Source organism: Lysinibacillus sp. 38-6, assembly GCF_046245175.1.
In the GTDB taxonomy this organism is placed as follows: Bacteria; Bacillota; Bacilli; order Bacillales_A; family Planococcaceae; genus Lysinibacillus.
In genome coordinates this window covers 4,297,962-4,324,137 of sequence record NZ_CP176417.1, presented here as the reverse complement: position 1 = coordinate 4,324,137, position 26,176 = coordinate 4,297,962, and the positions used below count along the sequence as shown (strand labels likewise).

Sequence of the window (26,176 nt, the reverse complement as noted above, 5' to 3'; positions counted from 1 at the left end):
CTATTTACATTACTATTACAATAGTATATGGAAATCCATGTAGTGCGTCAAGTACTATTCATTGCATGACTAGCACATTTACATTTCTTCTACTTCTTGTGCTTCCTCTACAGAAGATTGAATATCCGTTAAATCAATATCATACTGCAATAAATGTTCCCAATCATCTGCGTTCAGTAAATCTAACTGCGCTTCTACTAGCATTTTAAAACGATTGCGGAAAACTTTTGATTGTTTTTTCAGCTCATCGATTTCAATTGTCACTTTCCGCGCTTTCGTTAACGCCTCATTGACGATACGATCCGCATTTTTTTCAGCTTCCTTCACAATAAGCTTTGCTTCTTTTTGTGAATTTCTTCTTACTTCATCAGCTGCCTCTTGTGCAACAACAATTGATTTTTGTAATGTTTCTTCTAAAGAATTAAAATGTCTCGCTTGCTCTAAAGCCATTTCTAATTGCTTATCGACTTCTTTTTTTTCACGTAGTAGTTTTTCATAGTCTTTAATGATTTGATCTAAAAATTCATTTACTTCATCTTCAGCATATCCTCTGAAAGATTTTGTAAACTCCTTATTATGTATATCAATAGGTGATAATGGCATACGATCCTTCTCTCCTTTACATGTACATTCGTAATATCTATTATACAATTGTTCTAACAACTTAGCAGTAAAAATAAATGGAAAAACCATCTTTTTTACCCTTTTTGGGTCAATCGACCGATTTGTAAACGAATTTTATCTTTCTTTGTTCGTCCTTCTGTCATTATTATTTTCACACGACCGCTACCACGAACTGATAAAATATCCCCTTCTTGGCATTCAAAAGCTACTGCATCTCGTTCTGTCCAGTTTACCCGTACTTTTTTGCCTGTAATGAGCGCTTGTGCTTTTTGACGAGACACCTTTAATACGGTTGCAATAATGACATCTAGACGCATGGATGAAACAGTATGCGACTCTTCCTGCCAATCTTCTTCATTTTGAATGAGTGCTTGTGATTCTTTAATTGATTCGACATGTACTTTCACTTTCCCAATCCCTGTTAAATGAAGGCGTACATAATCTGCTACCTCTTGTGCGACAACAAACTGTACGTGCTGCTCATTGACACGAATATCTCCAAATTTAGCTCTGTCTAAGCCTAATGATAATAGGGCACCAAGAACATCTGGATGGCGCAATTGTACAAATCTTGCAGGATAGTGAATCGTAAATACAGTCAACTGGTAATCTTCCTCTTGTGGTTCAAAATACGTTGGGAAAATGAGCATTCGTTGACGTTCTGCTTCGTGAAACATGCCCTCACTTGCCGTTAGCAATGTGTTGTTTTGTGCAATAACAGATGCCACAATAAAACGCTGCCTTGGATCTAAAAAATCTGTCAGCTTCGGGGCATAACGGTCTTCCACCTCACGTTGCCAACTGACTACCTGCTCAATAAAGGGCTGTTCGTCCTTTCTAAAATGTTGTATTAAATGCTCCATCTATCGTTCACCTCATCTACCTCAACCATTTGGCATTGGAAACTGTTTAAGCCTAGTATTTCCTTTTTACATAAAAAATCCTCACCAACTGTGAGGATTTTGACTAAAACATAAAGAATAATTTTTGTAACACAATGAAAAGCCCGTTTTTAATAAAATTCAACATAAAAATGGCTACAATCGGAGAAATATCAATCATACCGATAGGCGGAATTATTTTTCGGAATAGCCCTAAATATGGCTCGCATAATCTTTCAAGAAAACGGCCAAATGCTGAACTTTGAGCTGCCGGTACCCAAGACAATAATACATAGGCAACTAGCATAAAGGAGTACACGGTAAACGCTAAATCCACATAATTCAAAATTATATAAAAAGTCATATAAACTACAATCCTCGCTATTAATTATCGTCTAAAATAAAATTTGAAATTTCGCCAGACACTTCTACATTATCTGGTGTGCATAAAAAGATATCTTTGCCAATGCGCTGAATATCTCCACCAAGAGCATAGACTGTACCGCTTAAAAAGTCGATAATTCGTATCCCTTGCTCTCGTTCAATACGCTGTAGATTAACAATCGTGGCACGTTTGTTCTTTAAGTTTTCAGCGATATCTTGAGCCTCTGCATAAACTCTTGGCTCTACCAATACAACTTTTGCACCTTTTGTATTCATTGCTGCCTGTAAACTAACAATATTATTATTGTTAGTTGTACTTTGCGGTACAATTTCATGTATAGGTGCCTTACGCTCTTTTATGACCTTTTTAGATGGTTTCGCTGCTTGAATCGGTTGTTGGTGCACGGATTGTTGCTGTTGAATAGGAGCTTGCGTGATTTCTTCTTCTATGTCTTCTTCAAGATAAAAGAAGTTTTTAATTTTATTTTTCATGCTCATCCTGTTCCCCTCTTTCATTTCCAACAAGAGCCGTTCCGATTCGAACGAATGTAGCCCCTTCCTCTACCGCTATTGCAAAGTCATTCGACATGCCCATTGATAACTCGGTACAAGGTGCGTGTGCGAATCCTCGTTCGGCTATTTGCTGTTGACATTGTTTTAATTGCTTAAAGACAGAGCGAATCATTGTTTCGTCCTCTGTATTTGGTGCCATCGTCATTAGACCTACAACTTGAATTTTCTTAAAGTTTTGCAATGATTCGATAAACGTTATCGCTTCGTCTACGGTTAAACCATGCTTTGATTGTTCACCTGACACATTAACTTGTACAAAACATTTCACAGGTTTTGTTGCTCTTTTTTCAATTTCTTCAGCTAAGCTTAGACGATCTAATGAATGTAAGTAATCAATTTCATTAATAACTTGTTTTACTTTTCTTGTTTGTAATGATCCAATATAATGCCAGTGTACATTTGCTTGAATCGCTTCGGTTTTTTGTTTTAAGCCTTCTGGACGATTTTCACCTAAATGTATAAGCCCTGCATCAATGGCTTCTTGTGTGCGCTCTACGGAAACCTCTTTTGTAACAGCAATGATTTGTACATTCGTTGCTTCACCGTTTGAACGCTGTTGTGCTGCTTGTATTTGATTATTAATTTTGTCTAAATTTGTTAAGATTTTCGTCACTGTTTTTCCCAACTTTACAACTTAGTTTCCTTTATTGTAACAAGCAACTCTTCATTTATCAATGAATAGCCTGACCTATTAATACTAGTCCCTCTATATAGTTTACATGAAATGAGGGGCTACAGGCTTACAAAATAAAGGCTATGATTCTATGATAATGCCTTCACTAAAATAACATCCTTGCCAACGACTAAAACATCTTTCATATAGACTTTTCTAATAGACTCTTCTCCTCTAAAAAACCCTAGATACTTACGTGGCTCTGCAATCATAAACGCTGTAACATAGCCTGTTTCTTTTGATACCTCTGCATCTACAACAAAGCCTAAAAACCGTCCATTTCCTGCTTCTATCACTTCTTTTTGCTGTAACATAGAAAATCGCATCTGTATCCCTCCTACTAAATCAATTACCATTGTGTTTTCTAATACAATGACAATGCTTATTGATTCATTGCTGTCTTGCTTTCATTTCAATTCTATGAGCGCTACCACAGCTTTATCTTCACATTTTCACGAAAACAATGAAGATAAAATGCGCACCGAAGTTTCGGGTGCGCATTGTCTACTTACTTATAATCTTTTTGCATCGTTTCAATGGCATTTTTTTCTAAACGTGAAATTTGCGCTTGAGAAATCCCTAATTCTTTTGCAATTTCAGTTTGTGTCTCACCATAATAAAAACGCTTCGCTACAATCATCTGCTGACGTACATCTAATTTTTGCAAGCTTTCTTTAACAGATACGTAAGCAACCCATTGATCTTCTGATACATCATCATCACGTAATTGGTCCATCATATAAACAGCGTCTCCGCCATCAGCATAAATAGGTTCCTGTAATGAAACTGGGTCTTGAATGGCATCTAAAGCGAATAATACATCTTCTTTTTTCATGTCAATCATTTCAGCAATTTCTTCAATCGTTGGTTCTCGCAAATTTTCGGTTATCCATTGCTCTTTTGCCTGCATCGCCTTATACGCAATATCTCTAAGAGAACGAGAAACACGTAATGCATGATGATCACGCAGATGGCGACGAATTTCACCAATGATCATTGGTACAGCATATGTTGAAAATCGTACATTATGCTTTAAATCGAAATGATCAATGGCTTTCATGAGGCCGATACAGCCTACCTGAAATAAATCATCTGCCTGTTCACCCCTATAGGCAAAGCGTCCGACAATACTTAGCACTAACCTTAAATTACACATGACAAGCTCTTCCCGAATCTCGGTTTCTCCTGCTTGTAAACGAATGAAGAGTTCCTTCATTTCTTCGTGCTTTAAAATTGGCAAAGTCGATGTATCTAAGCCGCAAAGATCTACTTTTGTTCGCATAATCGATTCCTCCGGATGTTATTCTCTGACTAAACCGTTACATCAGTTTGTCCGAGAGAATCGAGAATATGCAGAAATAATGCGACCAATTTTAGGTAGGATAAATTTCCCTCTCTACGATATTGGTTGATTCAAATTTTCACGCAAATCTTGAATAATTTTCTTTTCTAGCCTCGAAATATAGGATTGCGAAATACCTAAGTGATCTGCTACTTCTTTTTGGGTCATTTCAATTTTACCGTTTAAACCGAAACGACATTCCATAATATATCTTTCACGAGCGCCTAATAAATTAATGGCATGGAACATATGCTGACGTTCAATTTTCTTTTCAACATTATCTAAAATAATATGTTCCTCTGTCCCTAAAATATCAGACAATAGTAATTCATTTCCGTCTGCATCTGAATTTAGTGGTTCATCTAGTGAAACTTCACCCTTCATGCGACTTGTTTTACGTAAATGCATCAAAATTTCATTTTCAATACAACGTGATGCATACGTGGCAAGTTTAATATTTTTATCGGTATTGAACGTTTCAATCGCCTTTATTAAGCCAATCGAACCAATACTAATTAAATCTTCAATCGGCGTACCCGTATTATCAAAACGTCTAGCAATATAAACAACAAGACGTAAATTACGTTCAATAAGTGTATCTCTAGCTCGTAAATCTCCGTTCATAAAGGATGCAATGACTGTGACTTCTTCTTCTCGACTTAGTGGCACTGGCAATGAATCATTTCCCCCTATATAGTACGTTTCACGACTCCGAAACTTACCCCATAATTTTTTCAAGCTAGCAAGTAGCCTAAGAAGCAATAGTTCTCCCCCTCTATGAGTTATTTGAAAGCGCTGAAAAATGTAAAATCGCTGCTGTGCTATGTGGAAAATTTTTAGCTTTTTTTGTTAAGACGATGTATTCATTTGTTTTTACTTGTGATAGTGAAGACTCTCCTTTGATATGCAATTCCTCAAAACGAAAGCCTAATACAACCGCTTGTTGTTGCACAGTATTGACATGAATAAATCGTATAAGACGCTGATAATCTACTGAAAACATCGATACATCGTAAGGATCTGTTTCTTGCCATTGCAATAACGATTCACAAATTGCTGTTGGTAAATAAGGTCGTAGCGCTGTATACGAAACGAAATGGACGGGCTTTCCAGATAACGGCTCGATACATTGATTGCCTGTATCGACAAACGCCGAAAGTGGGATGACTTTATCAAAAATCTTTAAAGTCGTTTGAAAAACAAATTGTCCACTTACACGCTCCAGTTTTACAAAACCCCATTGCTTGTAAAAAAGAATAAGGTTAGCAAATGCCAGCAATAAGCAAAGTACAATAAAATGCATGACAGATAGATTCTTTAAATACGGTTGTAATGCTGTTAACAGTCCGCCAATAACAATCGTTGCAGTTAATACGATAGGACCTTGCTTTTGAAAGCTTCGAAGTTTAAAGCGAAAAGCTAGACCAATTAGTACAATAAAACTTAGCACGATTGTCAACAGCGTTTGACCACCTATGACAGCTATAAAACTACTAATAATTGAACTCATTAATAATCTCGTATTCTTTACAAAAACGCCTGTAACTTTTGCTGTAAACGTCAGTATCGCTAGATTATAAAGCGTATTAATGAGCACCAGCCATTCTCCATACATAACAGCCGCCTCCTACTTACAAAGTTAGCACGCCAGCGCTACAAATATTGTCAAACAATCGCATCATTTCCTTAAAATGTTTTGACAAAAAACATCCTTTCCTTACACAAAAAGTGCCAGGCACACAAACAATTCAGAATTGTTTGTGTGCCTGGCACTTTTAAAGAAAAAAAAACTCGTATTTTACATAGTAAAATACGAGTTTTGATTATCCACGATTTTTACGGTTACGTAAAAATGCAGGTACTTCAAGCATATCATCTTGTGCATAATTTTGTTGATTTTGACGCGGTTGTTCTTGTTGTACATGTACTTCTTGACGTTGCTCACGAATTGGTGCTTGTTGTTGTGGAGCAGCTTGTCGGTTATTATTAATGCTCGGGCGCACATTGCCTCGGCCTTGTTGTAAAGCCTCTTCTGTGAAACCAGTAGCAATTACCGTTACAATAATTTCATCTTTTAGATTTTCGTTAATGACAGAACCGAAGATCATATTCACTTCTTCATCTGAAGCTGATGCTACGATATCTGCTGCTTCTTGTACTTCAAATAAGCTAAGGTTAGAACCGCCTGTAATATTCATCAGGACACCTTTAGCGCCATCGATTGAAGATTCAAGTAATGGACTTGAAATGGCCTTTTTAGCAGCCTCTGCAGCACGATTTTCACCTGTTGCAATACCAATACCCATTAATGCAGAACCTTTGTTAGACATAATTGTTTTAACGTCAGCAAAGTCTAAGTTAATAAGACCTGGTGTTGCGATTAAATCCGAAATACCTTGGACACCTTGACGTAATACGTTATCCGCTTCACGGAAAGCTTCTAACATCGGCGTCGATTTATCGACAATTTGTAATAGTTTGTCGTTAGGAATGACGATCAATGTATCTACGGCTTCTTTCATACCGCCAATACCGCCGATTGCTTGTGTTTGACGTTTACGTCCTTCGAAAGTAAATGGTCGTGTGACAACACCTACTGTAAGCGAGCCTAAATCACGTGCGATTTGTGCGATAACTGGTGCAGCACCAGTACCTGTGCCACCGCCCATACCAGCTGTTACGAATACCATATCCGCACCGCGTAATACTTCTTCTAATTGTTCACGACTTTCTTCAGCCGCTTTTTTCCCTACTTCTGGATTAGCCCCTGCTCCTAAACCACGCGTAAGTTTTGTACCAATCTGTAGCTTAATTTCAGCTTTTGATAAATTTAAAGCCTGTGCATCTGTGTTTACTGCAATAAAATCAACACCTTGTACACCATGTTCTATCATTCGGTTTACAGCGTTGTTACCGCCACCACCAACACCAATGACTTTTATAACTGCAAGTTGATCAACACTTGTATCAAATTCTAACATTCTATTTTCCTCCCACGGTAACTCGACTCTTTATCATTCATTACGCATTCAAGTTAATCAAAAAATTTATCAAATAATTTTTTTGCTCTACCGATTACGCTTCCTTTTGATTCTGAAGGTGTAGCATATTCTTGCTTTTTAGATGCAGGTGCTTGAGCACCGACAACTGCATACTCAATAGGCTGCGTATTCGTACCTTTTCCATAAAAATCATCTTCTAGATAGGCGTAACGAATCAGTCCAACTGCCGTCGTAAATGAAGGCTCTCTAACGCCAATATAATCTGGAGTATATATTCTAACACGCGTTTGCAATATTTGGCGTGCCAATTGAGCAATACCTTCTAGCTTTGCAACACCACCTGTTAAAACAACGCCACCTGGCAAATCTCGAACGCCTAGACGTGCTAACTCATCAATTACTAGTTCAAATAATTCTTCTAAACGTGCACCAATAATTTCAGAAATATAGCGTTGGCTGTACTGATCTCTAGAATCTGTACCGACAACCGGTACTTCAAAGAGTTCATCATCTGATGCATCATCGTAAAAGGCATGTCCAAATTGGTGTTTAATTTGCTCCGCTTGATCAGTCGGTGTTTTCAAAACAATTGAAATGTCTTTTGTAATATGATCGCCACCTACTGGAATGACACCAGTATGTGTCAGTAGCCCTTCTTCAAAAACTGCGATTGTTGTAGAACCACCACCTAATTCAATAAAGGCAGTTCCTTGGTTTTTTTCATCTTCCGTTAATGCAAAAAAGCCAGCCGCCAGTGGTTGTAAATAAATCTCTCGAATGCTTAATCCAGCTTTTTCAACGCAACGAAGTACATTGTGTAACAACGTTTTAGAGGTTGTAATCATTGTCGCATCCATTTCGAGACGAATACCAATCATACCTCTTGGATCTTTAATTTCATCTAGATTATCTACTATAAACTGTTTTGGAATGATGTTGACTAATTCACGTTCAGGAGGTATTGACATGACTTGTGCAGATTCTACCACTCTGTCTAAATCATCATCTGTAATTTCTCTATTTTCACTATTTACAGCGACAACACCTTTAACTAGTTGTAACATCGTTTGGTTAGCTGGAACGCCTAAAACGACTTCCTCGATTTGATAACCTGTCATTCGTTCCGCTTGTTCTACTGCTTTTCGAATAGATTGAACTGTTGCATCAATATCAACAATTGCACCTTTTCGAACCCCATTCGATTTTACATTCCCGACCCCAATTACGTGTAATTGACCGTCGCTCATTTCACCTATTAATACTTTGATAGAGGAAGATCCTATATCGAGTGATATATACAATTCCTGCTGATTCAATTCGCTGCACCTCCTTGAAAATGCTCTTAATTTCATTCTATTGTAAATCTTGCATAATGTCTAAGCAAATCGAGTATTTTGGTCAATTTTTCTCTCATTCTATGGAAGTTTTTTTCTTATTGTGACGTTTCTCATCTAACCTCGTTAGTAAAATACGCCTAATAATTGCTATGTTTTGGAATAAACGTACTCCAAAAGCGAAAATGGCCGCTAAATACAAGTCTACACCTAAATTCACACCTATAAAAGCCAAACCCGCCGCAAGAACTATATTAAAAAAGAAACCTGATACAAATACTTTATCGTCATATACTTGCTGTAATTGAGCACGTATGCCCCCAAATAATGTATCTAATGCCGCCAAAACTGCTATTGACAAATAATTTTCATAGATAGAGGGAATTTGGATATTTGTTAACAAGCCAAGTGCTAGTCCAAACACCAAACCTAGAAATGGTAGCCACATAAATTAATCTCCTTTTTTGACCTCTGTTAAATAATCATTCGTCAATGGCTGATCGAATGCCGGTATGGTTAACTGGGCAGTCGGCTCCTCTATCACTAATTTAAAATTATCTAAATAAAATGAATCGATAAATGTTGAAGCTTGAATAGAATTGTACATTTTTTGTGCCGCTTTATAAGTGCTTGTCCCAACATAAATCTCAAAAGGTGGCGAAGAAAGTGCTACACTATTCACCGTTGTTCTTCCATTTATGTCTCTGATGGCTGAAGTTTGAACAATACGATTGCCATCAATGGCCACACTAGCTGCACCATATTTAAATAATTCATTCAGTAGTTGGGTAAGTAAATCCGGAGAAATCTCCTTCATCTCATAGCCCATTGCTACTAATTCTGGTGCTGGCTCCACTCTGAGAATAACCCCTGGACCTGTTATGTCCGTCAAACCAGCTTGTTGCTTCAATTGCTCTACTGTGTCATTTAAAACAACTTGTAAATTATTTTTTTCAGATTGCTCATAGCGACCCACTACCTCATTAAGTGAGCGAATATCTGCTAATAATGTGGAATGCCTTTGCTTTTCTTCTGCTAATTCCTCTCGTATGGCCCAAATATCTCGTGTATCTCGCTCAGCTGGTTTTTGAATGGTATTGTATTGTACCGCTATCATCAAACCGATAATAAATAGCACGATCGTTATTCGGGTGTACATATTTTGTTTCAAAATAGCCCCTCCTAGACGTATCGCAAACAATTACTCCTTAAAATCATTTCATTTATGATTTGCAGTTAAACAAGTGTTAGAGATCCTCAGGACACTTTTACCCTTGTTTATCCATGCCGTTAGCTTTCTACTTTGACATTTGGCATCATTAACTTTTGATTTTCTTCTAATGACACAACGATATTGTCATTTAACAACTGATCTACTACACCACCACTTAAATTTAATGAAGCGCGAAGTGTCGCAGAATCCCCTATCGCCTCGATAATAAAGGGGGCAGGGTGTTGCTTGCCGTCAATTGTAATAACAGGGCCATTGCATCTTATATACGAATTGGCCAAGACCCGTTGCCCATTGATGGCAATTGCCTGTGCTCCTGAAATTTTTAATTCATTTAATAACTTAAACACATGACTTTCATGGACGATATAATCATTAGGGTTTACTGCCTTAGGGTCGTAATCGCCATCTTGCAGCGTAATACGTATACCCTTTCCTTCCGAATTTAAATCACCTAATAATAATCTTAAGTCTTCTGCTTCTTGAACTAATTGCTGAGACTCTTTTTCATTCGATGCGAAATCTCTTTCGTAATGCCGTATCTTTTCTTGTAGCTTGTTCGCTTCTTCTGTCAGTTCTTTGTTGCGCTCTTGCTGCTCAATTAACTCTTCACGATACGTATCTTCTTGTTCAAATAGCTCTGAATTAACAGAACTTGTTTGTCGATTGTCCCTTGCTTGGTTGTAAGAATAGCCGATGATAAACCCGGTTGTTATACAAACGATGAGCAGCTCAAATTGTTTCCTCGTGAAGAAATTCCCTTTGCTATTCCGTTTCTTGTTGTTCATCTTCATTCACTTCCTGATTGACTGCTTTTTCGTCAGGGTTGTCCACCATATCAATGCTGACTTTATTGTACTCTTCATTAAATGGACGGTAGTAGGAACCAACTTCTAAGTCGATAACACCCTTTTCTAAATCTGCAATTTGTGCAACAATTGAAGGATAGTAATTTAGCTTCTCTGCCAATGTTGGAATGACTGCACGTACTTCGTAGCCATCATTCATATAGAGCTTGACCGCATTTGGATTGGCCTCATTACTGTTCGTGTTGATTTGTGAAATTAAAGCTAAAACTTCCGGTTTCAAACGGGCTAATTGCTCTACAAGCTTGTTAATTGTTTTTTCCCCTGTAATGCCAATAAAAACAGGTGCATCAATTGGGATATTGTCTCCAGCCTGTTCAAACTTTTTTCCATTTTCCAACAATGGGTAGTAAGTTCCGTCACCGGCTAAATACGCAACCTTTTTCCATTCCTTAATATCAATCGTGACGCCGCGCAGCCATTTACGCTTGACATGAGCCTCTTGCACCCATTTGTCTTTTCGTAATGCCTGTTCTACATCTTTTACCGTAAAACCCCACATCGACTTTCCTGGTGCAAGTGTACTAGCCTCCAAATAATATTGCTCGTCAGCTAGTTGAGCACCATTCACCGTAATGCTTTTAATATCACTGTAAGGAGATTGAAAATAAAGGAGTACAGCTAGCACTAAAAAGAAAAGTAATATTAGGACAATGAATTTGCGATTTGTACGCTTTTTTCGTCGCTGTTTTAGCGTAGGGATGCGATCTTCTATATCAATTACTTTCTCCATAAAAAGTACTCCTCCTTTATATTTATTTCGCTAATTGATAAATAATACCTATTATTAGCCACATTGTGACTAAAGATGTTCCACCATAGCTAATAAAAGGTAATGTGACACCGGTTACAGGAACTAAACCGATAACGACAGCTATGTTTAAAAACGCCTGTACAGTTAGCATTGTCACAAGTCCAATAATCGCATAATAGGATGTTCGTGATTTCGCCTGTACCGCAAATTTATAACCAGCGTATATTGTCAGTACAAACAGTGCTAAAATAACGAGTCCACCTACTAGACCGATTTCTTCTAAGATAATCGCATAAATAAAATCATTTTGCGGTTCTGGTAAATATAAAAACTTTTGTCTACTTTGACCAAAGCCATGTCCAAAAATCCCTGCTGGACCTATAGCCATTAACGATTGTACTGCCTGAAACCCACTGACTAGGGGGTCTGCCCACGGATCAAGAAACGCTTCAATTCGCTTAAGTCGATACGGTGCTGTTGCAATTAATCCTACTAATCCAGCAACGCCCGCAACCATGATCATTGCATAAAGCTTAAGCGGATAACCTGCTACGAATAGTAGTAAAAAAACAGAAACCACAAGTATAAAAACGGAGCCAAAATCGGGCTGAAGCATAATTAATATAACGGGTATGACGACAATAACGGCATGTCGCCAATTAACGACTGGCGTTCCCGTTTTATGCTGCGCCAAAATATGACTGATGTACACAAGAACCGTAATTTTCGTTAGCTCCGCAGGTTGTATCGTTAGCGGCCCTACACCGATCCAACTTTGAGATCCATTTCGTTCAAGACCAATCCCTGGTATTAACACAAGGACGAGTAATCCTAACGAAAAAAGATAGGCCATTTTCCAAAAAGATTGCTCTTTCAAAATGTTTAATCGAATGGTAATGAGAAACACGATAATGCCTACCACAAAATACATACTTTGCTTCATATAAAACGGCATTTTTCCACTATAATGAACAGCACTCCAATAGGTACCTGCAGAATAGACGAAAATAATGCCGATTATTGATAGCATCAAAGTTGTGACGAGCAATAAGTAGCTTTCTTTCCCTCTCAGTAATGCCATCCTTCCACGTCAAGTATATTCTAAAATAGTTACAGGCTCATTACAGCTTCATTACAGCATCAATAAATACGTCACCGCGAATTTCAAAGCTGTCATATTGATCCCAACTTGCACAAGCAGGTGATAGTAAAATAACATCCCCTTCTGCAGACATCGGTGCTGCATAATGAACAGCATCTTCTACGTTTTGCGCTATCACAGTTTGTGAAACACCACATGACTTGGCAAACTCAACAAAACGTAAGCCTGTTTCACCGAACGCCACAACGCCCTTTACATGCCCCATACAAGCTCGTAGCTCTTCAAAGGAATGTCCGCGGTCTAAACCACCGGCAAGCAAAATAACAGGTGCTTGGAATGCGTCTAGCGCACTTTTCGTTGCTAAGCAATTCGTTGCTTTAGAGTCATTGTATATTTTGCGTCCATTCCACTCACGGACAAATTGGGTACGGTGACGGACGCCTCCAAATTTCGCTAGAACCTCTTCCATTTTAGCTTTGTCACAGCCCATCAATAGACAAGCTGCAACAGCTGCTAAAATATTTTCTAGATTGTGTTTACCAGGCAGTGCAATATTTGCACGCTCCATAAACGGTTCACCTTGCCAATAGATTGTTGTCTCATCTGCGCTAATTCCTTGTTCAGTACGGCCTTTTGAAGAAAACGGTACTTTTTGCGCTTTTGATTTTGCTGCATAGCCTACTACAATCGGCTGATCAGCATTGTAAATGAAATAATCCTGTTCATCTTGATTGCGTGTTACCCCAAATTTTGCCTCAGCGTAATTATCAAACGTGCCATGATAATCAAGGTGGGCATCATACAGATTTGTTAAAATTGAAATTTTTGGTTTGAACGTTTGAATACCCATCAGTTGGAACGAAGAAAGCTCTGTAACGATTACATTATCTGCCTGCGCTTCTCTTGCCACTCCACATGCTACAGTACCGATATTTCCTGCGATTAACGGTTTTTTCGCACCATTTTCCAACATCTCGAATATCAATGTTGTCGTTGTCGTTTTACCATTCGAACCTGTAATACCGATAAATGGTGCATCGCTAATTAAATATGCGAGCTCTATTTCAGTCCATACAGGAATTTCTCGACTAATTGCATCCGCTACAATTTTATTGCTATATGGGATACCAGGGTTTTTGACAACAAGTTCAAATCCTTCATCCAGTAAATCCTCTGGGTGACGGCCACAAATAACGGTAATACCTTTTTGCAATAGACCTTGCGCATCCGGACTTTCATCGAACGGCTTTGAATCGTTAACTGTTACAAAGGCACCAAGCTCATGTAAAATTTCCGCTGCTGCCACGCCACTTTTAGCTAAACCTAAAACAAGGACTTTTTTATGTTGTAAATCTGTATATTCTCTCATAAGAACGCCTCCGATAAGACTGCAATCAATGCTACTGCTAAAGCAGTTGACCAGAAGACAAGGACAACTTTCCATTCTGACCAACCTGAAAGTTCAAAATGATGATGGATAGGACTCATTTTGAAAATTCGTTTTTTACGAATTTTAAAGCTACCCACCTGTAAAATAACAGATAGTGTTTCAACAACAAACACTAATCCAACTAACACAAGTAAAAACTCTTCTTTTACTAAAACCGATACCATGGCAAGAGCGCCACCAAGCGCGAGTGAACCTGTATCTCCCATAAATACTTTGGCAGGATTTGCATTGAATAGTAAAAATCCTAATAATGCACCTGTCACAGCAAATGTAAATAGTGCAATATCCGCTTGATCTTGGAATAGTGCAATAACACCAAATGCCGCGAAAGCAATCGATGCAGTCCCTGCCACAAGACCATCAAGACCATCCGTTAAGTTGACAGCATTAGAAAAACCAACTAACCAGAAAACTAAAAAGGCGACATAAAAGACACCAATGTCAATTGTCCAATCTGTAAAAGGAATCGCTAACGTTGTATCAAATGAACTGAAGTGCAATAGGAAGTATGCAATTATTGCAATGACTATTTGCCCTATTAGCTTTTGGATGGATGTTAACCCTAAATTGCGTTTAAAAATGACCTTTAAGCCGTCATCTAAAAAGCCAATTAATCCGAAACCGGCTAATACAAGTAAAAGGACCACGGTTTGTGTGGTGAATAAATCTAAAAAGCTACCGATCACGACCGTTGTAAGAATAATGGCAAGTAAAAAGATAATACCTCCCATTGTCGGTGTGCCTGCTTTTTTCATATGTGATTTTGGTCCTTCTTCACGAATACTTTGCCCAAACTTCAATCGACGAAGAAGCGGAATACTAATTGGTGCCAAGATAACTGTTACTATAAAAGCAATAGCTATAATGGTAAGCGTTGTTGCGAGTTTCATTGAAAAATCTCCTTTAAATCTTGTTTCACTTTCTTCTTCTCGAAAAAAGTACAAACTCTCATATATTTATTACTACCCTTCATAATAATAGTGGTTCTTTCCCTTTTTTTAAAGGTAAAGTTACATTAGTTCACTAAATATAAATGTATGGTGCCATCTTGTTTGATAACACTATCCACTTCAGGTAATTGACTACCAATTTTAGTTCCTTCTCCATGCCATTGAATGCGGAATGGATAATGTTGCTTGGCAATATCATCCTTCGTTTGCCCTACAAAGTTTGGAACTTTCTCAGTAATGGGGTCTCCCCAACGGTAATCTTTTTCAAGCTGTGCCTTCGATTTTTCAATGCCGACAAAGGGTGCTGCATCTTCAATAATTTGACCAACAATTGGCGCTGCTACAACACCACCGAATTGCGTTGTTTTCTTCGGATTATCCACTGCTACATAAACGACGATTTGCGGATTGTCTGCTGGTGCAAAACCGATAAATGATACGATATATTCGCCATCTTTATAGCGTCCATTTTCAACTTTTTGTGCCGTACCTGTTTTACCGCCAATACGCAGACCATCTCGATAAGCTTGTCGACCTGAGCCCTTCGCTACAACCGACTCTAACGCTTCACGTACTTTGACAGACGTTTCCTCACGAATCACTTGCCTTTTCATAACAGGTTCCGTTTCCTTAATTGTCTCACCAGTGTCCGGATTAAAAATCTTTTTCACAACATATGGCGTATAAAGCTTGCCCCCATTAACAGCAGCAGCTACTGCCTGCACTTGTTGAATCGGCGTGACGGCTACACCTTGACCGAATGAGGTTGTCGCTTGCTCTACAGGACCAAATGCATCTTTAGAAAATAAAATGCCCGAAGCTTCACCGGCAATATTGGAGCCCGTTTTTTCACCAAAGCCAAAGTCTTTAATATACTTTAATAATCTATCACCGCCTAAGCGTTGACCTAATTCAATAAACCCTGGGTTACAAGAATTTTGTACGACTTCTAAAAACGTTTCATGGCCATGCCCTTCACGTTTCCAACAGCGCAAGCGAGCACCTGCAACCATTGTAAAGCCTTGATCGTAAAACGTATCGTTATTTAAATCTACCAAGTTCTCCTCTAATGCTGCACTAAGCGTAATAATTTTAAATGTTGAACCAGGCTCATACGTCATCCAGACCGGTAAATTCCGATTATAAATCGCCGGCTCCACTAATTGATATTCAGCTGGATGAAAGGTTGGATAGGATGCTAAAGCTAGTATTTCTCCTGTATTCGGATTCATTGCAACTGCCATTGCTTGGTCTGCTTCGTAGCGCTCCATCGCCTGTGAAAGCTCACGCTCAACAACTTGCTGAACATCTACATCAATCGTTAGCTCGATTGTTGCTCCATCTTCGCCTGCTTTCCAAGCACTCGCGACATTAGGTAAGTTATTTCCTTTGGCATCTGTAAATAGTCGTATAGCGGAGGAATTAGCGCTCAATAGTTTGTCATATTCATATTCGATACCTGCTAAACCTTGCGCATCATAACCTGTAAAACCTAAAAAGCGAGATAGTAGCGTACCATAAGGATAATCCCTCGAGTAATCTACACCACTATACAATCCTTCAATTTGCATCCCTTGCAACTCAACAGCCTTCTCATAGGAAATATTTTTCCCTTCTGGCGCTAGCTTTACTAAGTACGCTTTTTTCTGCATCTTTTCCAGCAATTTTTGTTTATCCACTTCAAGTACTTGGGCAATTTTATTAGCGGCTCCTTCGATATCCTTACTTTGTGAAGGCATAAAATATAACGTAGGCGCCAGCTTATTCGTCACAATGCTATTGCCATCCCGATCCGTAATGTGGCCTCGTTCATTGGCAAACGGAATTTCACGATCCCAGTTCTCTTCTGCTTTTTGCGTCAATTCTTTTTGATCAAATACTTGCAAAACAAATAACCGAATGACAATTGCAACTGCTACACACATAAACAATACATATAAAATACGTAAACGCTTTTTGGAATGGATAGAAATCCACTTCATTCGACATCACACCTTGTTTTTTACAACGTATGAAATAAAGTGGACTTCTATTCAATCACTATTCATCCTCTACGTGTTCAATGTCTCCTTCAGACGGCGTTTCGACGTCTTGTACAAAGCTCTCAGCAGGTGTTTTTAATTTCACTACAATCGGTGCAGAATCTGTAATGATCGTGCCTGCCGATACACTTTGACTGACCGCAAAGCCCTCTCCTGCAACTTCAATTTGTAAACTTGACATAGATTTGAAAACTAATAGATTACGCAATGACCAATTTGTAAAGTCAGGCAGTGCGATATCACCTTCTGTTTTCAAAAAGACAAAACTACCTTTGACAAGCGTCTCTCCACTTTTCGGATATTGTTCTACTATTTTTCCACCAGAGCCTACAACAACCGGTTGTAATCCATCATTGGCTAACTCTACTTGAATCGCCTCTGCATTTTGGCCAGTATAATCTTGTATCGCTGTCTGAGCCACATGTTTGACATCATCTGGATTAACATTTAAATGTTTTAAACTATTTAGCATGACTGGTTTAAATATTTTGGATACAGGCACTGAGCCTAGTTCACCATTAAGTTTTGGTCTTTCAACTGAAACATAAATAATAAGCTGCGGATCATCATATGGTGCCATTCCAAGGAATGAATATAAATATTCATTGCTTAAGTAGCCACCATTTTGCTTCGGTATTTGGGCAGTACCTGTTTTCCCCGCTACTTGATATTCATCCAGCACAAAGTCTTTCGCTGTCCCATATTTTGACGTTAATGTAGAAGCAAGAATTTCACGTACTTGCTTTGCTGTATCCGCCGATACAGGATTGCCCTTGGCAACAGGCTCATGCTGTTGAATAACCTTTCCAGTTGAGGAATCTACAATCTTATCAATAACGTACGGCTGCATCATTTTCCCGTCATTTGCAATAGCCGTCATCGCTTGTACAAGCTGTATCGGTGTGACTGTTGAACCTTGCCCATACGTCGTTGTTACGCGTTGAATTGGATACTTCGATAAAATCGTACCCGTTGCTTCATTCGGTAAATCAATGCCTGTTTTTTTGCCAAAGCCAAATTTATCTAGATAATCGAGAAATACATCATCACCAATATCTACTAATAAATTGGCCATCGCTGTATTTGACGAGCGTTGGAAACCTTCTAAATACGAAATTACGCCCCAGCCGACTTTATTATGATCTCGAATGGTACGGTCATGCACTGTGTATTGACCAGACATATAATACTTATTCGGATCCCATTTATTAGTATCAATCGCAGAGGCAAGGGTGAACGTCTTCATCGTTGACCCCGGTTCAATCGTTTCCTCTGTTACGGCATTAAGCCATTTCATGTTAGTACTTTCTCGTGTATCCGGATTGAAAGTTGGACGCTGAGACATCGCTAAAATTTTTCCTGTTTTCGGTTCAGCGACAACGACCGTCATCGACTCAGGGCTATACTCCTGCTCGACTTGGGTCATGGCATCCTCTACGAAACTTTGAATCGTTTTATCAATCGTTAGATAAATATCATCGCCATCTTTAGCGGGTGTAACCATTTTCTCGCTATTTGGTAATAAGTAACTAAAGGCATCGGTTTGATATTTCACCTTGCCGTTTTCACCTGTTAACTCTTTGTCATACGTCAGTTCTAATCCCATTTTCCCTTTCGTTGTGACAGTGCCATCCTTATTGTCTTCCTTCAAAGCAAAGCCAATTAAATGAGAGGCAAAAACACCATTAGGATAATAGCGTTTTAAATCGCTAACAAATAAAATACCCGGTAATTTCAAATCTTTAATTTTGCTCATCGTTTCATGGTTAATGCCCCTACCTGCCGCACCAAACTCTACTTGGTACGGCAATGTCCCATCAGCGCGCAACTTCGTTAAACGCTTATAAATATCTTCTTTATCCAACGCCGGTATATACTGCGCTAAAATTTCCGCTGTTTTTTCAGGATCTACAACGTGATGTGGGTTCTTTTTATCGGTTGTAGCCTTATCGCTCACTACAGCTATTAAGCGATAACTAAGTGTATCCTCTGCAATGACTTGACCATTTCGATCATAGATTTTTCCTCGGTTTGCTGTAATTGCACTTTCTTTGTTATATTTAGCTGCTGCCTTTGCAGCGAGCGCTTGTCCTTCTACTTCACCAGTCGCCTGCAACGTCACCATTCTTGCGAATAATAGAAAAAAGAGCCCTCCATAAAAAACTAGTAATAGAAAGGCTCCCCATTGGAATCGAAATCTCTTTTTTTTCATTCTCCCGGCACTACCTTTACATTTTTCTCATTTTGAGTTAAACCGAGTTCTTTTGCTTTTTTCCATATATTTTCGTATGTAGAAAGTTCACTTACACGAACTGTCAAGTCAACATTCTGTTTCGCAATCTCATCTGCTTCTGCTTCAATTTTTTGAATGTCTATGCTTGTCGTTTGAATTGCTGCTTGATTGTTTAATACTAAAACAGCCAATACAGCAATAACGCCTACTAATGCTAGTAGCATCGTCTTTTCAAACTTCTGGTTCGTTTTTTTACGACGTATGATAGTGGGTTGTGGACTAGGTGGTGTTATTGGTTGTTGCACATGTTGATGTTGGTGCTGCCTTACACGAACTGCTGCCATTTACTCACGCCCTTTGTCGTTAATTTTCTCCACCACTCTAAGCTTTGCTGAACGAGCACGATTGTTTACTGCTAATTCTTCCTCTGACGGTAGAATTGGCTTTCTAGATATAAGCTTTAAAGTCGGCTTCATGTCATCTGGAATAACCGGTAAATTCGGTGGTAATTCAGGTAAAGATGACGCTTCCTTAAAAATGGTTTTACATAGTCGGTCTTCCAATGAATGGAACGTAATAACACTAATACGTCCACCTATGTTAATCATATCGATCGCATCGACTAATGACTCCTCTGCCGCGCCAAGCTCATCATTCACAGCAATTCGAATGGCTTGGAATATGCGCTTTGCAGGATGTCCACCTTTACGGCGAGCCGCTGCTGGAATACCCTCTTTAATTAGTTCCACAAGCTGTCCTGTTGTTTCAATCGGTGCCGTTTTACGAGCCTCTTCGATTTTACGAGCAACTTGCTTAGAAAATTTTTCTTCCCCGTAACGGAAAAAAATACGGACTAAATCTTCGTAGGCCCATTCATTTACAACATGGTACGCAGTAAGCGCTGCCGTCTGGTCCATACGCATATCGAGTGGTGCATCGTGGTGATAACTAAAACCACGTTCTGGCGTATCTAATTGTGGAGAAGAAACGCCTAAATCATATAAAATGCCATCTACCTCTTGGAGTCCAAGTGCTAGTAGCTCTTCTTTTAAATAGCGGAAATTCGAATGCACAAATGTCACACGCTCTAAATAAGGCGCTAGGCGAATTTTCGCATTTTCTATAGCGGTCGTATCTTGATCGAAACAAATTAGACGACCTTTATCTGATAATTGTTGTACTAAATATTCACTGTGTCCTGCTCCACCTAGCGTACAGTCCACATATACACCATCAGGATCGATGTTCAACCCATCAACAGTTTCTTTTAATAACACGGTTGTATGATCGAACATACCAATCGCTCCCCTCAGGCCTTAACTATTTTTGCTGACGTTAGCACGCCTAATTCAAAAGTTAAAAATCAAAGCCAATCATATTTTCTGCAATTTCATTAAAAGATTGTTCAGACTCCGCGAAATAACTTTCCCAAGCATCTTTTGCCCATATTTCAATTCGATTCGAGACACCTAGCACAACACATTCTTTTATTAAATGTGCGTGTTGCACTAAAGTGGAAGGAATATTAATACGACCTTGCTTGTCTATTTCTACTTCCGTCGCACCTGAAAAGAAAAACCTTGCAAAAGCGCGAGTATCTTTCTTAGTCATCGGTAAATCTTTTAATTTTTCTTCGAGTTTTCGCCACTCATCCATAGGATAGCCAAATAAACAATTATCAAGTCCGCGTGTTACAACAAAGGTTTCCCCTAATGCTTCACGAAATTTTGCGGGCACGATTAATCGTCCTTTTGCGTCAACAGAGTGTTGATATTCTCCCATGAACATGCTAGTCACCCCACTTTATTAAATAATGTACCACATCGCCCCACTTTCCTCCACTTTTTTTAAAAAAAACTTGACATTTTCATCTTATATGTGTGTTTAGACCTTTAGATAAATTTTTGATTTGTGCTAAAGGGCATAAAAAAAGAACTACCCATAGTAGGATAGCTCTCCATTTTCCCGTTTAACCGACAAATTTCTTCAATTATACGTTAAAATATACACTTTCGTAGTCCCAAAGATTCATTTTCAATAATTACAAATATAGAAAATAGTGGTGATTTCCAATAGTGTATGTTTTCTTTAGCATTTCATCAATAAATGTAGGTCCAAATTCATTTATATATTGGTATGGATTATAAGAACGTTCTTGGAACCCGTCATTTGGATATAGCTCATTTTGCAGCGTCATAAATTTACGAATCGTTGTTTCATGTTTACTAAGGACTGTCTGCTCTACTTTTTGTTGTAAATATTCAAACTGCCTCACATGATTTTCTTTATTTTTTTCAACTATTTTATCGAGTGCCATGTGCTGCTCAGCAAAATACTGCTCTAGTGCAGCGTATTTTTCTAATAGTAATTGTTGCATCTCTAGAATTTGACACTTTGCCTCATCATCCTGAACGCCAGCAATAAATTGCTCTTTTAAAGCCATGGCTTTGCCGTCCCACACATCCTCAACCGTTAAATGGTATTCACGTAAAAGCTGTTCTACATGGCGTGTAATAATCGTAATATTGAGACGTGGTGCAAAAATAGGCATTTGTAAACCTAACTCAGAAAAGGCATCTTTCAACGTCGCCCAATAAGCAAGCTCCCCTGGTCCACCGACAAATGCTAACACCGGAATCGTCATTTCCTGCATCAGCGGACGTGTGACAACATTATTGCTCAAATACTCAGGATGCTTTTCTGCAATGGTTAAAAGCTCTTCACGCGAAAATTTAATGTTGGCTGCTAGATTAACAAATTGGTCATTGCGTCTTTCTAATAATAGACGTTCCCCATCTTTTACATAAAACAGATTAGCTGCATCGTCCGTTGCTAAAATCGGCTTGCCGTAGCCCGCATTTTCCAATGCCGCTTCCTTCTCTGTTACGAGTCTAGCAATTTCTTCATTATGTTCAATAAGCTGCACAAAATGGTTGCGTTCGTATTGACGGAAATTCATATCTGCCGCATCAATCATTAGCAACCCTTCTTTTTTAAACAACTCGTTCATTAGTCGCGCAAAGAAATCAGTAAATGTCTCACTTTTATTTAAAGCGTCTAATAGTTGATTGAACAACCTTTCAGTGTGCGCTGTTTCCCCAAAATCCTTAATGATGGTATTGATTAGCTGGGTCATAGATTCTTTGTTTAAGCTTGTTGTCGAAGCCATTGTTTTTCTTCTCGAACGCTCTCCATACGCGCGTTTTTTTATATCCATATCGCGCATTGTAAATGTATGGTTAATTTCTTCTATGTCATGATCTTCTCCAGCTATCCAAAAGATTGGTACAACTGGTTTTTGTAGCTTTTCACTTTGCTCTTTCGCTATTGCTAAAACCGAAATTGCTTTATGAACTGAGTAAAGAGGGCCAGTTAACACTCCCGCTTGTTGCCCACCAACAACTGCAAAAGCACCTTGCTCTAGTTGTTGTAAATGCTCATTCGCTTTCTCAGATAAGCCAAGTGGCTCCATAAACTGACGAATTATTGCTGTTAACTCTTTTTGATCACTCGCTCGTTGCTCCAAATATTGTGCGCGCATCGCAAACGACTTATCATTATATTCATACTCAAAAAACTCATGAATGGCAGTATTTGGCGACCAATAATCTGCTAGCACACGATTTTTCACGGGTACTTGGATTGACTCCAGTTTCATTTAACACAAACTCCTCTACTCACTAAATCATCGTATTCCTTGTAAACTTTTAATGCTATTATTTTAACGCTTCTTGCTTCAACATGAAAAGAAAATGCTTATACAGATTGTAAATATTCTACAACAGATTGAATCAACCCGACTAGACAAATTAAAATGTACGCTGTACTAAGTACTAAAAATAAAAAACGCCAAATTTTTCGCAATAGTGGCTTCACTTCTATTTCTTTTTTCGTACGCCAATCAACATATGTAAAAACAATAGCCAACACTATCGCTAGCATTACTAAAAAAGCTCCTACATTTACTTTCCACAGCACATCAATCGCCAACGGAACCGAGAAAAACAAACATAACGTCGTTGCATCCGATGCTGCACCAAAGGCATGCGTACCTCGAATATGAACCTTGCGACCGATAGCATAGACGACGATAAATAACAACACGGGACAAAAAATAATGACACTAATAATTATATGTAATAAATCTTTCAATACCGTTCACCGCTCTCTTCAAGCGCTAATACTTGGTGATATAAAGTTCGCAAAGTAGGTAATGGATAGCCCTTTGCTAAAGCCTTTTGTAACACGACTCCAACAATGGATTCAACCTCACTTTTTCTACCTCGCAAGCGATCAGCTAGCATAGAAGATGTATTTGCCGCCGTTTTTTCACATACAGCGGTTACTGCCGAAAACGGAATGGACCTTTCAATACGAAACGCCTCTGATAACTCTTGATATATGGTATGCATTAATAAGTGCGCTTGCTTATTTGCTAGTAAATCACCGTTTTTAATTTGCAAAACAGCCGTTAACGGATTAATTAGGCAATTAAGGACAGCCTTTTCAAAGAGCATTTGTTCAGCATCATCTACTAGTTCTATTGGAAGTAAAGCATTCCCCAAGTGCAACAACTTATTAAATACACAATTGTCGCCACGGGCTATCGCTATTTTCATTGACCCAACACCACGATGTCGAACAGTTGCACCATCTATTGTTTGAGCACCGAAAGAAACGGAGCTAAAAGCAATAGTATGTTGGGGTAGCCGTAATGCCTCATCAAAATGCGCAAGACCGTTTTGTACAAATAACAACGGTATTTCCTGCGGTAAATCTGTGAGTTGTTGATAAATGTTTGGTAATTGACCATATTTCACAGCTATGACGATTAAATCCGGCTGGGGTAATGATTTTAAGTTAACAGTAGACACAATTGGCTGCAACGTTTCTGAACCATCCAAATTGATTCTCTTTAAATGCCCCAAAGTAAGTTGATCTGCCTGTTCCTGTCTTCTTACGACTAATGTTACGTGCATTTGAGCCTGTGCTAAAAAGCTAGCCAATAACTGACCGACAGCTCCAGCTCCAATAACTACTACATTCACAACGCTTGTCACCTCCACTTAATGTAAAGAGGCTATCTAAACAGTAAAAGTACACCTTTTAAACAGCCTAAACGAAAGATGTTCGTAAATCCTTTCCAGCATTTACTCTCGCCCTATAATATCATACACAGTACTTTGCCTGATGCTACAGAAGGAGGTGCCTCAGAAAAAACATCTGAGACACCTCCTTTGCAGGTCTTTCTATTATACAAGATTGGTTGGAATTTACGATACAATAATAGCCGTTTTTATCGAATATAGGTAAAACATTTAGTCGACGTTAGCGATACAACCCTTATCTTAAAAGACCTTCCTCGATTTCCGAAATACCTTTAATCTTTCATTAAAGAATAACCTTGTTGTAACCATTTCACTAATTTCTCATGCTCGTTTTGCAATTCACGATGTTTAATTTCAAGGTTTTGATAGGCTTCTGTTAATTCATCAAAACTCGTTAGCGCTAATTTTAAATGACTTCTCATAGATTGTTGAGGTTGATTGCGAACAGCTAAAAGCGACTGACTATATTGTCCACGCAATGTTTTATTCCAACGAAACCCACAAGCTTGTTTTGTACGACCAAGCTCATTAGCAGCCATTTCAAATGCCTCCAACTGCGTCTTCCCATTTTGCACATTATGCAAGACAATCTCTGCTAATCTTTCATCGTCTTCCTTCGTCCATTGATCTTTTCTTTTTTTCAGTTCCATAATCTATCACCCTCACATTTTTTACTACTATATGCGTTACCAAGCAAAATAGAATCACAGAACAAAAAAAGACAGCGATTATGTTTTACCTTAATCACCGTCACTCTACACTACTTATTGTTCTTTTTTGTTAGAAAATTATTAACTGCCTCGTGATGCGCTTCACATTCCCACAGCTTTGCACACGTACGAACTTCCTCCATCACACGCTCATACATATTACGTTCACGCCATTTGCGGAGTTCAATCTCTTTATACGCCTTATGCACAGACGGATGGATTTTCCGCATATGTTCAATAAACTCATTTAACGCAAGTTCCTTCGAGCCTTCAAATACACGCATCGCCCATCCAATATCATATAGCAACGCAGCAGGGTATGGCGTTGCATCCACTAGCATCTTCATCGCACGATCATGGCGCAAACCTCGTTCAAATAAGTATGTACCGCCACCCCAACCACTTGTAATTGCTAATGTCCCTTGAATAAAACCACATTTAGCATGGCTTGCTACTAAACGAAAATCACAAGCAGTCGCAATTTCGCAACCACCACCAACCGCCGTCCCATTTATTAAGGCAATCGTCGGCACCGGCAATGTTGCTAAATCATATAAAATTTCCCCCATCTTACTCAACATACCAAAAGCTTCATCTTCCGTTTCTAAAGAATGGAATTCTGATAAATCTCCACCTGAACAGAATGATTTTTCCCCAGCACCTGTTACTACTAAAAATCGCACATCTTCATGATTTTGTATATATGTAATGACTTCTCGAAGGCCATTCATAACCTCATCATTCACAGCGTTACGCTTTTCTTCGCGATTGATTGTAAATGTCATGATACCATCTTTATTGTCTATTATATAAGCCATTACTGCTCCCCCTTTGTCTCCCTCAATAATGCCCTAGCGTAATCGCAACGAGCTAGAAAAGTGCTTACCACGACGCACTTTATTCCACCACATTTAACA

28 protein-coding genes are annotated in these 26,176 nt (G+C 38.7%); all 28 read right to left on the bottom strand.

The features are described from left to right. Nucleotides 1-78: 78 nt before the first annotated feature. The gene (locus tag ACKVEV_RS21600; protein ID WP_409368267.1) at nt 79-603 is read right to left on the bottom strand and encodes a DivIVA domain-containing protein; all 525 of its coding nucleotides are present in this window, start codon (nt 601-603) and stop codon (nt 79-81) included. 95 nt (nt 604-698) lie between these two features. Then, nucleotides 699-1,487 (bottom strand): RNA-binding protein, encoded by a 789-nt coding sequence (locus tag ACKVEV_RS21595; RefSeq protein WP_409368266.1) that lies wholly within the window; start codon nt 1,485-1,487, stop codon nt 699-701. A gap of 103 nt (nt 1,488-1,590) precedes the next feature. Further along, nucleotides 1,591-1,869: a YggT family protein gene (locus ACKVEV_RS21590; protein WP_409368265.1), complete on the bottom strand. Its 279-nt coding sequence runs from the start codon at nt 1,867-1,869 to the stop codon at nt 1,591-1,593. Nucleotides 1,870-1,889: 20 nt separating this feature from the next. Next, complete coding sequence (locus ACKVEV_RS21585; RefSeq protein WP_409368264.1) at nt 1,890-2,387, bottom strand: cell division protein SepF; 498 nt, start codon at nt 2,385-2,387, stop codon at nt 1,890-1,892. Further along, a complete protein-coding gene (locus ACKVEV_RS21580) occupies nt 2,371-3,075 on the bottom strand; it encodes a YggS family pyridoxal phosphate-dependent enzyme (RefSeq protein ID WP_409368263.1) in 705 nt (234 codons plus the stop codon). Before ACKVEV_RS21580 ends, ACKVEV_RS21585 begins: the two co-directional genes overlap by 17 nt. 149 nt (nt 3,076-3,224) lie before the next feature. Further along, the gene (locus ACKVEV_RS21575) at nt 3,225-3,461 is read right to left on the bottom strand and encodes a YlmC/YmxH family sporulation protein (RefSeq protein ID WP_173477847.1); all 237 of its coding nucleotides are present in this window, start codon (nt 3,459-3,461) and stop codon (nt 3,225-3,227) included. A gap of 182 nt (nt 3,462-3,643) precedes the next feature. After that, nucleotides 3,644-4,417, bottom strand: a complete 774-nt coding sequence (gene sigG / locus ACKVEV_RS21570) for an RNA polymerase sporulation sigma factor SigG (RefSeq protein WP_409368261.1) — start codon at nt 4,415-4,417, stop codon at nt 3,644-3,646. Nucleotides 4,418-4,531: 114 nt separating this feature from the next. Continuing rightward, complete coding sequence (gene sigE / locus ACKVEV_RS21565) at nt 4,532-5,239, bottom strand: RNA polymerase sporulation sigma factor SigE (protein WP_024362133.1); 708 nt, start codon at nt 5,237-5,239, stop codon at nt 4,532-4,534. Between the two features lie 13 nt (nt 5,240-5,252). Beyond that, entirely contained in the window at nt 5,253-6,092 is an 840-nt protein-coding gene (locus ACKVEV_RS21560) for a sigma-E processing peptidase SpoIIGA (protein WP_409368260.1), read from the bottom strand. Between the two features lie 208 nt (nt 6,093-6,300). Beyond that, nucleotides 6,301-7,458, bottom strand: coding sequence for a cell division protein FtsZ (gene ftsZ, locus ACKVEV_RS21555; RefSeq protein ID WP_409368259.1), 1,158 nt, complete (start codon nt 7,456-7,458; stop codon nt 6,301-6,303). A 53-nt stretch (nt 7,459-7,511) separates the two neighbouring features. Next, nucleotides 7,512-8,795: a cell division protein FtsA gene (gene ftsA, locus ACKVEV_RS21550; protein WP_409368258.1), complete on the bottom strand. Its 1,284-nt coding sequence runs from the start codon at nt 8,793-8,795 to the stop codon at nt 7,512-7,514. Between the two features lie 94 nt (nt 8,796-8,889). Then, complete coding sequence (locus tag ACKVEV_RS21545) at nt 8,890-9,261, bottom strand: small basic family protein (protein ID WP_173477852.1); 372 nt, start codon at nt 9,259-9,261, stop codon at nt 8,890-8,892. A 3-nt stretch (nt 9,262-9,264) separates the two neighbouring features. Then, on the bottom strand, nt 9,265-9,984 hold the full coding sequence (locus ACKVEV_RS21540) for a DUF881 domain-containing protein (RefSeq protein WP_409368257.1): 720 nt from the start codon (nt 9,982-9,984) through the stop codon (nt 9,265-9,267). Between the two features lie 119 nt (nt 9,985-10,103). Then, nucleotides 10,104-10,832 (bottom strand): DUF881 domain-containing protein, encoded by a 729-nt coding sequence (locus ACKVEV_RS21535; protein WP_409368256.1) that lies wholly within the window; start codon nt 10,830-10,832, stop codon nt 10,104-10,106. Continuing rightward, a complete protein-coding gene (locus ACKVEV_RS21530; protein ID WP_409368255.1) occupies nt 10,810-11,643 on the bottom strand; it encodes a cell division protein FtsQ/DivIB in 834 nt (277 codons plus the stop codon). Before ACKVEV_RS21530 ends, ACKVEV_RS21535 begins: the two co-directional genes overlap by 23 nt. Before the next feature lie 22 nt (nt 11,644-11,665). Continuing rightward, complete coding sequence (gene ftsW / locus ACKVEV_RS21525) at nt 11,666-12,745, bottom strand: putative lipid II flippase FtsW (protein WP_409368254.1); 1,080 nt, start codon at nt 12,743-12,745, stop codon at nt 11,666-11,668. Between the two features lie 40 nt (nt 12,746-12,785). Next, nucleotides 12,786-14,135 (bottom strand): UDP-N-acetylmuramoyl-L-alanine--D-glutamate ligase, encoded by a 1,350-nt coding sequence (gene murD / locus ACKVEV_RS21520; protein WP_409368253.1) that lies wholly within the window; start codon nt 14,133-14,135, stop codon nt 12,786-12,788. After that, nucleotides 14,132-15,106 (bottom strand): phospho-N-acetylmuramoyl-pentapeptide-transferase, encoded by a 975-nt coding sequence (gene mraY / locus ACKVEV_RS21515; protein ID WP_409368252.1) that lies wholly within the window; start codon nt 15,104-15,106, stop codon nt 14,132-14,134. Before mraY ends, murD begins: the two co-directional genes overlap by 4 nt. 125 nt (nt 15,107-15,231) lie before the next feature. Continuing rightward, a complete protein-coding gene (locus ACKVEV_RS21510; protein ID WP_409368251.1) occupies nt 15,232-17,148 on the bottom strand; it encodes a stage V sporulation protein D in 1,917 nt (638 codons plus the stop codon). A gap of 58 nt (nt 17,149-17,206) precedes the next feature. Further along, nucleotides 17,207-19,420, bottom strand: coding sequence for a penicillin-binding protein (locus tag ACKVEV_RS21505; protein WP_409368250.1), 2,214 nt, complete (start codon nt 19,418-19,420; stop codon nt 17,207-17,209). Beyond that, nucleotides 19,417-19,785, bottom strand: a complete 369-nt coding sequence (gene ftsL, locus ACKVEV_RS21500; RefSeq protein ID WP_409368249.1) for a cell division protein FtsL — start codon at nt 19,783-19,785, stop codon at nt 19,417-19,419. The genes ACKVEV_RS21505 and ftsL overlap by 4 nt, the downstream gene beginning before the upstream one ends. Beyond that, nucleotides 19,786-20,736, bottom strand: coding sequence for a 16S rRNA (cytosine(1402)-N(4))-methyltransferase RsmH (gene rsmH / locus ACKVEV_RS21495; protein ID WP_409368248.1), 951 nt, complete (start codon nt 20,734-20,736; stop codon nt 19,786-19,788). It lies immediately after the preceding gene. 61 nt (nt 20,737-20,797) lie between these two features. Then, nucleotides 20,798-21,229 carry a division/cell wall cluster transcriptional repressor MraZ gene (gene mraZ / locus ACKVEV_RS21490; RefSeq protein ID WP_402925071.1) on the bottom strand — a complete coding sequence of 144 codons (432 nt, stop codon included), beginning with the start codon at nt 21,227-21,229 and terminating at the stop codon, nt 20,798-20,800. A gap of 253 nt (nt 21,230-21,482) precedes the next feature. Further along, complete coding sequence (bshC, locus tag ACKVEV_RS21485) at nt 21,483-23,099, bottom strand: bacillithiol biosynthesis cysteine-adding enzyme BshC (RefSeq protein ID WP_409368247.1); 1,617 nt, start codon at nt 23,097-23,099, stop codon at nt 21,483-21,485. A gap of 98 nt (nt 23,100-23,197) precedes the next feature. After that, nucleotides 23,198-23,593, bottom strand: coding sequence for a DUF3397 domain-containing protein (locus ACKVEV_RS21480; protein ID WP_409368246.1), 396 nt, complete (start codon nt 23,591-23,593; stop codon nt 23,198-23,200). Further along, the gene (locus ACKVEV_RS21475) at nt 23,590-24,489 is read right to left on the bottom strand and encodes a ketopantoate reductase family protein (protein ID WP_409368244.1); all 900 of its coding nucleotides are present in this window, start codon (nt 24,487-24,489) and stop codon (nt 23,590-23,592) included. The genes ACKVEV_RS21480 and ACKVEV_RS21475 overlap by 4 nt, the downstream gene beginning before the upstream one ends. A gap of 332 nt (nt 24,490-24,821) precedes the next feature. Continuing rightward, nucleotides 24,822-25,199 (bottom strand): transcriptional regulator, encoded by a 378-nt coding sequence (locus tag ACKVEV_RS21470; RefSeq protein ID WP_024362152.1) that lies wholly within the window; start codon nt 25,197-25,199, stop codon nt 24,822-24,824. Nucleotides 25,200-25,309: 110 nt separating this feature from the next. Then, the gene (locus tag ACKVEV_RS21465) at nt 25,310-26,077 is read right to left on the bottom strand and encodes an enoyl-CoA hydratase/isomerase family protein (protein WP_409368243.1); all 768 of its coding nucleotides are present in this window, start codon (nt 26,075-26,077) and stop codon (nt 25,310-25,312) included. Nucleotides 26,078-26,176: the final 99 nt, after the last annotated feature.